The 13,982-nt window shown below is 63.4% G+C and carries 15 protein-coding genes; 9 read left to right on the top strand and 6 right to left on the bottom strand.

Going from position 1 to position 13,982, the window contains the following annotated elements:
• Positions 1–74: 74 nt before the first annotated feature.
• Both CH249_RS05215 and CH249_RS05210 read left to right on the top strand, forming a co-directional pair.
• Positions 75–650 (top strand): TerD family protein, encoded by a 576-nt coding sequence (locus CH249_RS05215; RefSeq protein WP_032396932.1) that lies wholly within the window; start codon positions 75–77, stop codon positions 648–650.
• A gap of 91 nt (positions 651–741) precedes the next feature.
• Complete coding sequence (locus tag CH249_RS05210) at positions 742–1,839, top strand: DUF475 domain-containing protein (RefSeq protein WP_094629055.1); 1,098 nt, start codon at positions 742–744, stop codon at positions 1,837–1,839.
• Between the two features lie 23 nt (positions 1,840–1,862).
• On the opposite strand, the gene CH249_RS05205 is transcribed toward CH249_RS05210, so the two are convergent.
• The 4 genes from CH249_RS05205 to CH249_RS05190 form a co-directional block, all read right to left on the bottom strand.
• Positions 1,863–2,228 (bottom strand): helix-turn-helix transcriptional regulator, encoded by a 366-nt coding sequence (locus CH249_RS05205; RefSeq protein ID WP_032396930.1) that lies wholly within the window; start codon positions 2,226–2,228, stop codon positions 1,863–1,865.
• 127 nt (positions 2,229–2,355) lie between these two features.
• Positions 2,356–2,634 (bottom strand): hypothetical protein, encoded by a 279-nt coding sequence (locus CH249_RS05200; RefSeq protein WP_094682455.1) that lies wholly within the window; start codon positions 2,632–2,634, stop codon positions 2,356–2,358.
• A gap of 112 nt (positions 2,635–2,746) precedes the next feature.
• Positions 2,747–3,445 (bottom strand): response regulator, encoded by a 699-nt coding sequence (locus CH249_RS05195; protein WP_094682456.1) that lies wholly within the window; start codon positions 3,443–3,445, stop codon positions 2,747–2,749.
• Between the two features lie 21 nt (positions 3,446–3,466).
• Positions 3,467–4,870 carry a glycosyltransferase family 87 protein gene (locus tag CH249_RS05190; RefSeq protein ID WP_094682457.1) on the bottom strand — a complete coding sequence of 468 codons (1,404 nt, stop codon included), beginning with the start codon at positions 4,868–4,870 and terminating at the stop codon, positions 3,467–3,469.
• 161 nt (positions 4,871–5,031) lie between these two features.
• Between CH249_RS05190 and rpsF the strand changes: the two genes are divergently transcribed.
• The 7 genes from rpsF (at position 5,032) to CH249_RS05155 (ending at position 11,448) form a co-directional block, all read left to right on the top strand.
• The gene (rpsF, locus tag CH249_RS05185; protein ID WP_008711385.1) at positions 5,032–5,319 is read left to right on the top strand and encodes a 30S ribosomal protein S6; all 288 of its coding nucleotides are present in this window, start codon (positions 5,032–5,034) and stop codon (positions 5,317–5,319) included.
• A gap of 57 nt (positions 5,320–5,376) precedes the next feature.
• Positions 5,377–5,928: a single-stranded DNA-binding protein gene (locus CH249_RS05180; RefSeq protein WP_032378699.1), complete on the top strand. Its 552-nt coding sequence runs from the start codon at positions 5,377–5,379 to the stop codon at positions 5,926–5,928.
• A 42-nt stretch (positions 5,929–5,970) separates the two neighbouring features.
• Positions 5,971–6,213, top strand: a complete 243-nt coding sequence (gene rpsR / locus CH249_RS05175) for a 30S ribosomal protein S18 (RefSeq protein WP_032396926.1) — start codon at positions 5,971–5,973, stop codon at positions 6,211–6,213.
• Between the two features lie 15 nt (positions 6,214–6,228).
• Complete coding sequence (rplI, locus tag CH249_RS05170; protein ID WP_032396925.1) at positions 6,229–6,684, top strand: 50S ribosomal protein L9; 456 nt, start codon at positions 6,229–6,231, stop codon at positions 6,682–6,684.
• A gap of 233 nt (positions 6,685–6,917) precedes the next feature.
• Complete coding sequence (locus tag CH249_RS05165) at positions 6,918–9,197, top strand: bifunctional SulP family inorganic anion transporter/carbonic anhydrase (RefSeq protein ID WP_094682458.1); 2,280 nt, start codon at positions 6,918–6,920, stop codon at positions 9,195–9,197.
• 522 nt (positions 9,198–9,719) lie between these two features.
• The gene (dnaB, locus tag CH249_RS05160; RefSeq protein ID WP_032396923.1) at positions 9,720–11,114 is read left to right on the top strand and encodes a replicative DNA helicase; all 1,395 of its coding nucleotides are present in this window, start codon (positions 9,720–9,722) and stop codon (positions 11,112–11,114) included.
• 76 nt (positions 11,115–11,190) lie between these two features.
• Positions 11,191–11,448, top strand: a complete 258-nt coding sequence (locus tag CH249_RS05155) for a DUF3297 family protein (RefSeq protein ID WP_032396922.1) — start codon at positions 11,191–11,193, stop codon at positions 11,446–11,448.
• A 46-nt stretch (positions 11,449–11,494) separates the two neighbouring features.
• Here CH249_RS05155 and CH249_RS05150 read toward each other — a convergent pair whose 3' ends face one another.
• Both CH249_RS05150 and CH249_RS05145 read right to left on the bottom strand, forming a co-directional pair.
• Positions 11,495–13,675: a cation-translocating P-type ATPase gene (locus tag CH249_RS05150; RefSeq protein ID WP_306436627.1), complete on the bottom strand. Its 2,181-nt coding sequence runs from the start codon at positions 13,673–13,675 to the stop codon at positions 11,495–11,497.
• Positions 13,676–13,694: 19 nt separating this feature from the next.
• A complete protein-coding gene (locus tag CH249_RS05145) occupies positions 13,695–13,979 on the bottom strand; it encodes a DUF1490 family protein (RefSeq protein ID WP_032396920.1) in 285 nt (94 codons plus the stop codon).
• Positions 13,980–13,982: the final 3 nt, after the last annotated feature.

Here is a 13,982-nt window from a genome sequence, read left to right as displayed (position 1 = left end):
AGTACGTCCAAGAACCGGACATTCCCACTACGGTTGACCCCGTAACGGGAAACCAATTGCGAAAGGACCTCTCAATGGGCGTCAGCCTCAGCAAGGGTGGCAATGTCTCGCTCACCAAGGCAGCTCCGAACCTGACCGCGGTCGTGGTCGGTCTCGGATGGGACATCCGCACGACGACCGGCACCGACTTCGATCTCGACGCCAGCGCCATCGCTCTGAACTCGACGAAGAAGGCCTTGAGCGACGGGCACTTCGTGTTCTTCAACAACCTGAAGTCTCCCGACGGCTCCATCGAGCACACCGGGGACAACACCACGGGTGAGGGCGACGGAGACGACGAGCAGATCAAGGTCGATCTCGCCGCAGTACCGCCGGAGATCGAGACCATCGTCTTCCCCGTGTCCATCTACGATGCGGACGCACGCTCGCAGTCGTTCGGTCAGGTGCGCAACGCGTTCATCCGCGTCATCAACCAGGCCGACAACTCCGAGCTCGCACGCTACGACCTCAGCGAGGACGCCTCCACCGAGACCGCCATGGTCTTCGGTGAGCTGTATCGCAACGGCGCGGAGTGGAAGTTCCGCGCGGTCGGTCAGGGCTACGCCTCGGGACTCGCAGGAATCGCTCGCGATTTCGGAGTAAACGTGTAGTAAAGGCCTCCTCAAGATTGGGAGTACCCCCGCCTCGTCATCCATGATGGGCGGGGGTTTTTCCGTCTTTGTCTCGAGAAGGGCCACGACTGTGGTTGTCAAGATCTTCGGATGGTCGATCGCGGTCACCATCGTGTCCGTCATCGTGGCTTTTCTGTACGGCGGGATCGAGGCGATGATCCTCGTCCTCATCCTCGGTGTACTCGAGGTGTCGCTGTCCTTCGACAATGCCGTCATCAACGCCACCGTGTTGCGACGCATGAGCGAGTTCTGGCAGAAGATCTTCCTCACCATCGGCATCATCATCGCCGTGTTCGGCATGCGGCTGCTGTTCCCGCTGGTCATCGTCTGGGCTGCGTCGGGCCTCGGTCCGGTCGCCGCGATCGACCTGGCCCTCAACCCGCCCGCCGACGGTGCCGCAACGTTCCCGGACGGTTCACCCAGCTACGAGACGCTCCTCACCGACGCGCATCCGCAGATCGCTGCATTCGGTGGCATGTTCCTGCTGATGCTCTTCCTCGGATTCATCTTCGAGGATCGCGAGATCACCTGGTTGAGTTGGCTCGAAAAGCCGCTCGCCCGCATCGGTCGCCTCGATCAGCTCTCCGTGGTCGTCGCAGGCCTGCTGCTGGTCCTGAGCGCCGAATTCCTCGCCGAGGACGACAAGATCTCCACCGTCATGGTCTCCGGCGTGCTGGGCATGATCACCTACATCGCAGTGAACGGACTCGGTGAACTCTTCCACGTCGAAGAAGAGGGCGAAGAGTCCTCGGGCGGGCCGAGCGAACTGGCGAAGGCGACGGGTAAGGCCGGGTTCTTCCTGTTCCTCTACCTCGAGGTGCTCGACGCATCGTTCTCGTTCGACGGTGTCATCGGTGCGTTCGCCATCACCGCAGACCCGATCATCATCGCGCTCGGCCTGGGCTTCATCGGTGCGATGTTCGTCCGCTCGATCACGGTCTTCCTGGTTCGCAAGGGAACGTTGTCCGATTACGTGTACCTCGAGCACGGTGCGCACTGGGCGATCGGTGCGTTGTCCATCATCCTGCTGGTTTCGATCGGTGTACACATCAACGAGCTGATCACCGGCTTCGTGGGAATCCTGTTCATCGGGGCCGCCCTGCTGAGCAGTATTCGACGCAACAAACGCCTCGAGAACGAGGGCGTGGACACTGCCGTCAGCGTCTGACCGACGGCATCACCGACCCTGGTTCACAGCTCCGAGATATCGACGAGCCCGTCCTGCAGGGCGCGCGCGACGAGGGCCGCCTTGGTCGGTGCCGGCCGTCCGACGGAGGTGTACTTGGCCCGAATCCGGGTGAGGTGGGTGTTGACGGTGCCGAGCGAGAGAAACAGTGCCTTTGCCACTTCGGTCTTCGAGTCGTGTCGAATCCAGCAGAGCAGCACCTCGATCTCGCGGCCGGTCAGATCCGGTCGCGGCGGGAAGGGGCTCGTGGCGGCGGGAACGGGATGTATCTGCATCGGGGGTGGAACGAGGCTGATCGGACCGCGTGAACGGCGCGTGGTCGGGACTCCGGAGTCATTCGCGGAGGGCAAGGGTTCGAGCAGTGCAGACATCTAATCTCCCGGACGCCGAAGTGAGTTGAGACCGACTAAACCAATGCGGTCGATTCTCACAGGTAATTCGCAGGTTTTCTGCCCTTGTTATTTGGGGCATTGAACCGTCAACCGTCCTGTCAGAGTGTCACGGGGCTACGACAGACTTCTCTCCGACTGCATCGAGTTCGATCCGCACGTCGGCGCTCGAGTCGCTGACCAGGATGGATACGACCTTCGCCCGTCCAGGCGGCAGTATCCGAGCGGTCACCACCCCGCCTGTCGCACCGCTGAGCGCGTCGGACACCGCGGTGCTCACTCGGTCCGAAATTGTGGGATGAGCCATAGTGAGCCCGCCGTCGAGCAGAATCACCTGCACTCCCCGTGCCCTGGCAGCCCGCGCTTGCGCGGCGACCTCGTCCGTCATCAGTCCCGGTGCCCGCAGTCGATCCCGCGAGTTGCTTCGAGAAGTTCGCAGGCCTGCCGCTCGGCGGTATCGAGACCGGACCCGCTCGCGATCTTCTCGAGTGGGGCCTGCATCAATCCTGTGGAGGTAGCTCGGGCATCGGGAGCCAGCCGTCCTCGACCGCACGCTTGTACAGATCGGTCTTCGTAGGTGCCGGACGCCCCGCCTCGGCGTATTTGTTGCGGATCCGCACCAGGTAGTCGTTGACGGTCTGCTCGGACAGTCCGGCCAGGCGGGCGACGCGTCCGGCCTTCTCGCCCGACGCGTAGAGGGCGAGTACTTCGCGTTGGCGTGGACTGAGTCCCACGTCCGGAAGCTGCGGATCACCGTCGATCGCGGCAGCCCAGTCCGTCGTGACGACCTGTCCCCCGCTCGCGGCGCGCCGGATCGCGGAGACGATCGCTGCGGCCGGTGCCGACTTGCGAACTACGCCCAGTACGCCCGCACGAGCAGCCGAGCGAACCAGAAAGGCGTTCTCGGCGCCGGTGTAGACGAGGACGCGCGCACCGGCGGCGTGCAGTTGCTCCACGTTGGAGCGGGGTGAGGACCCGTCACCGAGCCGAAGATCGAGTACCACCAGATCGAGTGTCGGCTGCTGGGCGAGCAACTCTGCGACGGTGGCGGCGGTGGACACCAGTTCCAGGTCGGCTTCGTCGGCGAGCATGGCCTTGAGTCCGAGCGCTACCGATTCGTGGTCCTCGACGAGGCCGACACGTCGTACTTCGGTGGCCCGATGTTCTGTGCTCTCCTGTGATCGCGACACCTGTGTCATGTCCCCGCCCCGCTCTGCGCCCTACTGCCCCGGTGATCCCGTCAGCGATGTCGCTGCTGGTCGGCGCGATGATACCGACTCCTGGTCTGTTTCGCCGCGCATCGGAATCCGCATGCGCGTACGGATGAACAGCACGAACAGCACCACCAGCAGCAGCGCCCGTCCCCACACCCCCACCAGAACGAAGAACTCCTCGTCCTCGGCGTCCACCCCGGAGGCCAATGCGGCGAAGTACTTGAACACGCCGATTCCCATCGACAGGTCCACGACCAGATACGCGGCGACGAGCGCCCACGGGACCCGAAGCAACACCAGGAACGGCAGCAGCCACAGCGTGTACTGCGGCGAGTGCACCTTGTGCAGCAGCATGAATCCGCACAGCATCGACCCGCTCACCGCGACCCACGGGTACGTTCCGACAACCTTTGCCCGACGCCAGCCGAGCCACAGCGCAAGTGCGAATGCGGCGAACACCAGCAGCGGCGACGCGACATCGACCACATCCTGGAAGGACGCGTCGGCCTCTGCGTAGGCATCGGGAGTCATCTGGTCGCTGATGTAGAAGTGGCGCAGTCCCCAGTACCAGATGGAGTTGGTCGTCAGGTCTGCCTGCCGCAGCGACTGGAAGGTGAAGGATGCACGCCACCCCTCGTAACCGAGCACTGCGAACGGCAGGTTGATTGCGACGACCGTGCCGATCGCGGCACCGGCGACCATCAGACCGCCACGGACGTCCCAGCGACCCCGGATGGTGTCGGCGGACTCGCGCCCGTCGATGCCGCCGGTGACCACATACGCGATCAGGGGCAATACGAAAGCTCCCGGGTAGAGCTTGAGGCAGAAGCCGACGGCCAACAGCATCGACGCGAGAATCGCTCTGCGCCGCAGCGGCATCGGCAGGGTCATGACGAAGATCGCGCCGACGGCAGCGGCCACGACCGGAAGTTCCCAGTTGTGGAAGGCGTACATCACCACAGGTGGGCCGATCGACCACAGCAACGCGGACCAGCCGGCCATCCGCCCGAGCATCCAGGCGGTGAGTAGACCGAACGGTGCCAGAATCAACGCCGAGGTCAGCAGGAACTGTGCATCGGTGTGGGCCGGGATTGCTCCGAGCCACATCAGCAATCCACTGAGGACGGGATACTCCACCGTCCCGCCGGTGAGGATCCCGTCGCTGGTGATGGCTCCGTGAATGTAGGGAAAGATGTGATTGTCGATGTCTCGGCCGAGCCACAGGAATTGGATGTCGGAGTAGCAGACCGAGGAATCCTTGATGGCGTCGAACACCGTGCTGCGTCCGGAGGCGTCGAACGGCGCGACCGCGCATCGGGCCTTGTTCAGATATCCCAGAATCAATCCCAACGCAGCCATCGCGACGACCACGACGACCGTCATCGGATTGGCGCGGACCCCGGATCGCATGGTGCAAGAGTATGACGCGTGAGGGCCGGACCGTGCGCCCGACGCGAATTAGCAGGTCAGGGCCCTGTCGTGTATCTTCGAGGGGTTGCTGACGCAACGACCCTCCTGCCACGGACAGTCCGTGGCCGTTTTCACTAGTCCACAGGAGGTGATGAGGTCTTATGCGTCATTACGAATTGATGGTCATTCTCGACCCCAATCTGGACGAGCGCACTGTCGCTCCGTCGCTCGACACGTTCCTCAACGTCGTTCGCAAGGATGGCGGCACCGTCGACAAGGTCGATGTGTGGGGCAAGCGTCGTCTGGCCTACGAAATCCTCAAGCATGCCGAGGGCATCTACGCCGTTGTGAACCTCAACGCCGAGCCTGCCACCGTCAGCGAGCTCGATCGTCAGCTCGGACTCAACGAGTCCGTTCTGCGCACGAAGGTCCTGCGACAGGGCAAGTAATTGTCGTTGCCCGCCTCTAGGCTGGCATCTACAACGCTTACTACTGAAAGAGGAACCATGGCAGGCGAGACCGTCATCACCGTCATCGGAAACTTGACGGCTGATCCAGAACTTCGATTCACCCCCGCCGGTGCGGCGGTTGCCAACTTCACGGTTGCATCCACCCCGCGAACATTCGATCGTCAGACGAACGAGTGGAAAGACGGCGACGCGCTCTTCATGCGCTGCAACATCTGGCGCGAGGCAGCGGAGAACGTTGCCGAGAGCTTGACCCGAGGCTCGCGAGTGATCGTGAGCGGACGGCTGCGGCAGCGCTCGTACGAGACGCGTGAGGGTGAGAAGCGGACAGTCGTCGAGCTCGAGGTAGACGAGATCGGACCTTCACTCCGCTACGCCACCGCAAAGGTCAACAAGGCCAACCGCGGTGGAGGTGGCGGCGGAGGCGGCTTCAACTCCGGCTCCGGCTCCGGTTCCTCCGGCGGATCGAGCGGCGGCCGCTCGAACTCCTCGTCCAACTCCGGTTCCGGCGGAGACGATCCCTGGGGCAGTGCCCCGGCGGCGTCGGGCTCCTTCGGCGGACGTGGCGGAGACGAAGAGCCACCGTTCTAGATCCTTCGATCGAGAACAACCAGATGTAACGGAGAAAGACCCATGCCCAAACCGCCATTGCGCGACAAGGTGCTCAAGAAGAAAGCGTGTTCCTTCTGCAAGGAAAAGAACACGTCGATCGATTACAAGGACACGACGTTGCTGCGTAAGTACGTCAGCGATCGCGGAAAGATCCGTGCTCGCCGTGTCACCGGCAACTGCGTCCAGCATCAGCGTGACGTGGCCGTTGCCGTGAAGAACTCGCGTGAGGTAGCACTGCTGCCTTACGCCGCGACGGCTCGATAGAAAGGGGCGATTGGTATGAAACTGATCCTCACCGCTGATGTGGACAACCTCGGTGCGCCTGGCGACACCGTAGAGGTCAAGGACGGCTACGGCCGTAACTTCCTGCTGCCCCGCGGATTGGCCATCCAGGCCACCCGTGGAGCTCAGAAGCAGGTCGACGGCATCCGCCGCGCTCAGGAAGCTCGTGCCGTCCGCGGCCTCGAGCACGCCAACGAGCTCAAGCAGGCCATCGAAGGCCTCGAGGCCGTCACGCTCTCCGTGAAGACCGCGGGCGACTCGGGCAAGCTGTTCGGCTCGGTCACCGCGTCGGACGTCGCTTCTGCTCTGAAGGCTGCCGGTGGCCCGGTCGTCGACAAGCGCAGCATCGATCTGCCGAAGGCTCACGTCAAGAGCACGGGCAAGCACGACATCGTCGTGAACCTGCACCCCGACGTGACCGCCAAGTTCAAGCTGGATGTCGTCGGAAGCTGATTTCAGCTTTCGGCCCGTTTCGGTCGAACAAAGCCCCACGAACCTCGGTTCGTGGGGCTTTTTCGTGTCTTCTCACAAAGATCAACTGTCGCAATGGGTTCCGATTTGTGAAGCATCTCTCTTCGGACGTTCGTGAGCAAAGCTTTGCGTACTCTTTAGGCGGGGCGACATCGAACATCATCACCAACTGGATTCACCCGACCTGACGCCTAGACGCCCGGAGGAACGCTGCCGTGACCACGACCGTGGAACCCGATTCCGACCCCAGTCCCGAGACCCGACTCGAGCCGCAGTCTCGCGTCGGGTCGATCCTGAAATACGACGTACCGGCCTCGTTGGTCGTTTTCCTTGTTGCAGTGCCACTTTCGATCGGTATCGCCGTCGCATCGGGCGCGCCGATCATGGCCGGTCTCATTGCCGCTGTGGTCGGCGGCATTCTTGCCGGCATACTCGGCGGATCACCGCTGCAGGTCAGTGGCCCCGCGGCAGGCCTGACCGTCGTGGTTGCCGAGTTGGTCAACCAATTCGGGTGGGGCGTAACGTGCGCCATCACCGTCCTGGCCGGTGCTGTGCAGATCCTGCTGGGAATGAGCCGGATTGCGCGCAGTGCGTTGGCCATCTCGCCCGTCGTGGTGCATGCGATGCTCGCCGGAATCGGTATAACCATTGCGCTGCAACAGATTCACGTGCTTCTCGGCGGGGAATCCGAAAGTTCTGCGGTCCAGAACGTCCTCGCCATCCCTACATCCGTCGCGAACGGCCAGTGGCCGTCGATCGTCGTCGGCGGAATTGTGGTCGTGCTGATGTTCGCCTGGCCACGGTTGAGCGAGTTGTCCGGCGTGCTGGCCAAGGTCACCAAGGTGCCGGCCGCCCTGGTCGCAGTGGTCACCGCCACCGCGGTCTCGATCTTCTTCTCACTCGATGTCGAACGAATCGAATTGCCCGGCAACCTGATCGAGTCCTTGAGCCTGCCGGTCATGCCCGACGAGCAGTGGAGTGCGTTCGTCACCGGCGTCATCACCATCGCGTTGATCGCCAGTGTCGAGAGTCTGCTCTCCGCGGTGGCCGTCGACAAGATGCACAGCGGTGAGCGCACCAACTTCGACCGTGAATTGATGGCTCAGGGTGCCGGCAACATGGCCTCAGGCGCCATCGGCGGTCTGCCGATCACCGGGGTGATCGTGCGCAGTGCCACCAACGTCAAGGTCGGTGCCAAGTCTCGGGCATCGGCGATTCTGCACGGCGTGTGGATTCTGATCTTCTCCGTACTGTTCATCTCGATCGTCGAACTGGTTCCCTTCGCAGCTCTGGCCGGGTTGCTGGTGATGATCGGTGTGCAGCTGATCAAGCTGGCGGACATCAAGATTGCGAACAAGACCGGAGACATCGCGGTCTATGCGGTCACTGTCGTCGGAGTGGTGGCGCTCAACCTGCTCGAGGGTGTGCTGATCGGTTTGGCACTGTCGATCATCCTCGTGCTGCGTCGGGTGGTGTGGGCGAAGGTCAGGGCCGAGGAAACCGTCGACGGCACCTGGCGTGTCACCACCGAGGGGTCGTTGAGCTTCCTCGCGCTCCCCCGGTTGACGCATGTGCTGTCCACTGTCCCGGCAGGCACGGCCGTCACGGTCCACCTCGGCGTAGACTTCCTCGACCATGCCGTGCACGACGCCTTGAACGAGTGGATGCGTCAGCACGAACTCGGCGGCGGCACAGTGAAAGTCGAAGAAGTGGGTACGGCGTCCATGGCGGCGGCTGCCGAAGGGCCACCCAAGCGTGGATCGGCGACGGTACGCAGTTCGTTGGCACCGTGGCGCGCCTGGCAGCTCAAGAGCGATGTTGCGCAGGAGGACTCGCCCGCGGCGCTGCGGCCGGTGTTGAGCGGCGTTGCGGAGTACCACCGCACGCATGCTCCCAACATCCGTCCGCACCTCGAGGGACTGACCGACAGCCAGGATCCGGACACTCTGTTTCTGTGCTGTGTGGATTCGCGAGTCATGCCGAACACGATCACCAGCAGCGGCCCGGGTGACCTGTTCACCGTCCGCAACATGGGCAACCTCGTTCCCGCTCAGGGGCAGGACTGCTCGGTGGAGGCGGCGCTGGCGTTCGGTGTCGATCAACTCGGGACCTCGTCGGTCGTGGTCTGTGGGCACTCGGGCTGCGGTGCCATGAAAGCGGTACTCAGCGGCCCTGAGAACGCCGCGGACGCCTCCGTCGCCGAGTGGTTGGGTTACGGGATGGCAAGCCTCGACGCGTATCGCAGCGGGCACGTGGTCGGTCGTCAGGCGGCGGAGCTCGGTTTCGGAGAGGCGGACCAACTGGCGATGGTGAACGTCGCAGTGCAGCTGCAGACGCTCACGCGGCATCGAGTCGTCGGTCGTGCCAACGCCGAGGGGCGCCTACGAATCACCGGCCTCTTCTTCGACATTCCGTCGGCACGAGTTCTGCAGATAGGTACCCAGGAGATCACGGTCCTCGACCCGGCGGACTGCCCGCAGAAGAGTGACTCCTGACGTCTCGGCGTGAGTGTCGAGGGGCCCGATTCCAAGAATGGGATCGGGCCTCTCGCGTCTAAACGGGAGAGTGGTCTGTTTCTGTGAGTGATCCCAGTCGGTGTGACCCAATTCACCCCTGGGTTCACCTGGCATTTACTCAACACGCCCGAGTTGTCAATTCGGCCGACACGCCGCTCCCGAATCGATGCACAGGAAGAAAACTTTATGTACACCCTTTGACCTGGCGAAGAACCCGAAAACCGGAAAGTTATACCCAGGTTGTCCACAGATGGTCAACACCGTTGTTCAACACCATCCACATTTCATCCACAGTTCCATCCACAGGCCATGTTGTGACTCCTGCCGATAGCGCTTAACGTCCGTGCAGCGTCTCTCTCGATGCCGTGCAGCGGCCTCCGGAGAGTGCGTATCCGGTGCCGAGCAGGACCTGTCGGTGCCCGGGGGTAGAACTTGCTACACAGCACCGCCGGGTGATATTCGACGGTGCCGACAACAATGGGGAGAGGACGGCCGGTTCGCGTGGCAGTTGTGGACGATCGAGGACAGTCCGACTACTCCGGCCCCTCCTCCAGCGAGGGCCCCGGCGAGGATTTCGGTCGCCAGCCCCCACAGGACATGGCGGCCGAACAGTCCGTACTCGGCGGCATGCTGCTGAGCAAGGACGCCATTGCCGACGTGCTCGAGGTGCTTCGTCCCGGCGACTTCTATCGCCCGGCCCACCAGAACGTGTACGACGCGATCCTCGACCTCTACAGCCGCGGTGAGCCTGCCGACCCGGTCACCGTATCGGCCGAGCTGGACCGTCGCGGTGAGCTCAAACGCATCGGCGGCCCCCCGTACCTGATCACCCTGACGCAGACGACGCCGACGGCAGCCAATGCCGGGTACTACGCCGAGATCGTCGCGGAGAAGTCGATTCTGCGCCGGCTCGTGCAGGCCGGTACCCGCATCGTGCAGTTCGGCTACGCCGGAGCCGACGGCCAGGACGTGGCCGAGGTGGTCGACCGTGCGCAGGCCGAGGTGTACGAGGTCACCGAACGCCGCACCTCCGAGGACTTTCTGCCCCTCGAGGAACTGCTGCAGCCCACGATGGACGAAATCGACTCCATCGCCAGCCGTGGTGGCATATCCCTCGGTGTACCAACAGGATTCGCCGAACTCGACGAAATCACCAACGGCCTGCACCCGGGTCAGATGATCATCGTGGCGGCGAGGCCTGGCGTGGGTAAGTCGACCCTGAGTATGGATTTCATGCGTTCGTGCTCGATCAAGCACGGCATGCCCAGTGTCATTTTCTCCCTGGAAATGAGTCGCACCGAGATCGTCATGCGACTGTTGTCCGCCGAGGCGAAGATCAAGCTCGGCGACATGCGTTCGGGAAAGATGACCGACGACGACTGGACCAAGCTGGCCCGGCGCATGAGCGAGATCAGCGAAGCACCGCTCTTCGTCGACGACTCCCCGAACCTGACGATGATGGAGATCCGTGCCAAGGCACGTCGCCTCAAGCAGCGCAACGGACTGAAACTCATTGTGGTGGACTACCTTCAGCTGATGTCGTCGGGCAAGAAGGTCGAATCCCGTCAGCAGGAGGTCTCGGACTTCTCCCGTCAGCTCAAGCTGTTGGCCAAGGAACTCGAATGCCCGGTGGTCGCGGTCTGCCAGCTCAACCGTGGCCCGGAGCAGCGAACCGACAAGAAGCCGATGGTCTCGGACCTCCGTGAGTCCGGCTCACTGGAGCAGGACGCCGACATGGTGATTCTGCTGCACCGCCCTGACGCAATCGAGCGCGACGACCCCCGCGGGGGTGAGGCCGACCTGATCCTCGGCAAGCACCGTAACGGCCCGACCGCGACAATCACTGTGGCTCACCAGCTTCACCTGTCCAGATTCGTGGACATGGCGCGGGGCTAGGGCCGACAGCGCTGGGTCGCGTATTCTCTTCAGGAATCAACCAAGCCCTTATCGCAGCATTCGACGAAAGTAATTCATGTCAGAGGACCAGCACACAGACGTTCCACCGAATCACCTCGCGATCGATCCGCGGAGCCCCTTCTACAACGAAGAGGTTCTTCGCCGGGACGTCGGTATTCGCTTCAACGGCGTCGAGAAGACCAGTGTTCGCGAATACAACGTCACCGAGGGTTGGGTGCGAGTCGAAGTCCCCACCGCGAAGGATCGCTACGGAAATCCCATGCTCGTCAAGCTCAAGGGCACGGTCGAACCGTACTTCCGCGACGCGAAATAGCGGACTGGGTACCAAGCAGATCGCCCTCGTGTCGGGGCGTTACTGATCAGATTCGGTATCGGATCAGTCGGGAGCTGTTGCCGACCACCGCGACCGAGGACGCGTTGTGCAGAATCGCGGCGAGCACCGGAGAGAGTGCTCCACCGGCGCTGACCAGGAGGCCCAGAGCGTTCACGGCGATCGACATTCCGTAGTTCTGCCGGATCACCGATACCGAGTGCCGACCGAGATCGCGAACGTCGAGCAACCGTGTCAGGTCGTCGCTGGCCAGAGCTACATCGGCCGTTTCGACGGCAACATCGGTGCCCGCCAATCCCATTGCGATTCCGATATCCGCGACGGCGAGCGCGGGAGCGTCGTTGGTGCCGTCTCCGACCATCGCGACGACGTATCCCTCTTGTTGGAGCTTGCGGACGGCGTCGAGTTTGTCGTCGGGCATCACCTCGGCTCGCCACTCGGCGATGCCCAGTTCGGCGGCGACGGCCGCGGCGGTCTCCGGGTGATCTCCGGTGAGCATGACGATCCGTTCCACACCGTCGGCGCGGAGCGCGTTCAGTACGTCCAAAGCATTGGATCGGACCTCGTCACGCAGGCTGATCAACCCGACCAGTACGCCGTCCACCGCCAGCAGTAGCGGAGTTTCGGCCTCACGCTGCAAGCGCGAAACCCATTCGGCCGCATGGTCGGAGACGGTGACGTTCTCGCTGCGCAGCAGTGACGGGCTGCCCAGCAGCAGAGTCCGGCCGTCTGCGACGGTACGCATGCCGAGGCCGACGAGTACTTCGCATTCCTCGTGCGGAGGAATTACGATATGGCGTTCCTCGGTGCTGCGAATCACGGCCTCCGCCAACGGATGCCGAGAGTGGATCTCGGAACTGGCGGCATACGCCAGCACCTGCTCCGGCTCCCAGTCGTCCTGGAATGACACGACATTGGTGACGACCGGGCGTCCGACGGTGAGGGTCCCGGTCTTGTCGAACACGAAGGCATCGACCCTGCCTGCTTGTTCCAGATGCGATCCGCCCTTGATGAGAATCCCCCGGCGAGCACCGTTTCCGATGGCGGCGCTGATGGCCGTCGGAGTCGACAGACCCACCGCACACGGGCACGCGACGAGCAGCATGGTCATCGCCCGTCGGACATCGCGGGTGACCAGGAGCGTGAGGCCCGACAGGATGAACGACGCGGGTACGAAGCGGCGTGAGAAGTTCTCTCCCACCGTCTGAATCGGGGCGCGGTCTTCCTGTGCCTCCTCGACGCGCGAGATGATGCGGCCGATCGTCGTATCGCGGCCTACCGCAGACGCGCGGACGACGATGCGGCCACGGACAACGACGGACCCGGCATGGATCCTGTCGCCTGCAGCTATCGACACCGGCAATGTCTCACCGGTGATGGCGGATTGGTCGACCACCGCGTCACCGTCTACGACGGTCCCGTCAACGGGCACGCCGACGTGATCGTGCACGACGACGTCGTCGCCGATCTCCAGCCGATCGACGTCGACGGAGATCTCGGAACCGTCCGGAAGGCGAATCCACGCGGTGTCCTGCGTGCCGGTCAGGAGATCGGAGATCGCGCGACGAGTGCGCTTGAGCGTCAGCTCCTGCAGATATTCACCGATGTTGAGCAGCCACAGCACGGTCAGGGCAACAACGTTCTCACGGAGCACCAGACTGGCCACGGTGGCGGCGCTGACGAGTGCGTCGGTCCCGGCGGACCGGTTTCCGGTCAGCGAGCGCAGCGCTCCCTTCAGGAATGGATAGCCGGTGAAGATGGTGGCTCCGGTCGCCACGACGCGGCTGGTGGGTCCGAGGAGGGGCGGCCGTCGGAAGGCGTAGCGACGGAAGCCGAGCAGGACCAGGGCCGCTCCGCCGATGGTCATGCGTAGGACATCACCGCTGGTGACGTCCGCAGAGCGTGGGCTTCGGACGGGCACAAGTCCCCAGTCGGTGGTGCGACCTGCGTTCACGGCATCGAACAGCTCGGCCCGGTCGATGCGCGAGCGGGAGTACCAGATGACGACCGATGCGGTGCGGGGGTACGCGTGGACAGCTCGAACGCCGCGAATCTTGTCGACGTGATCTTCGACGGCGACCGCGCGACCCGGACTCGATCGAAGCCAGTCGACGCGAAGCCGCATGCGGCCGGCGGCATCGGACAGGATCTCGATGCCATCCGCGCGGTCGGGAGCTGCTTCGAGGGAATGTTCGACGAGCATCGTCATGTTCGGCCGACTGCCGTGATCAGTGCGAGTGGCCGTGGCCGACTTCGGTGGCCGAGGGTGGCGGCACTTCTTCGCCGAGCCGGTCCCGCGCCTCCGCAACAACATCGGACACGGCCAGACGTGCTGACTCGGCGTGGATTTCGGCCTTTCGTGCGGCACGGAGACCGAGCTCGGTTGCCGACACCGCGACCTTGCGGACGGGAGCCTTGTCGTACAGCTTCTTGGCACCGTTGTACGCGGCGACGCCGACTGCGCCTGTTACGACCGTCGATACTGCTTTCGCGACGATGATCGGAAACGCCATGTT

This window comes from Rhodococcus sp. 05-2255-3B1, assembly GCF_002258545.1.
GTDB lineage: Bacteria > Actinomycetota > Actinomycetes > Mycobacteriales > Mycobacteriaceae > Rhodococcoides.
This window is presented reverse-complemented; position numbering and strand designations above follow the sequence as displayed.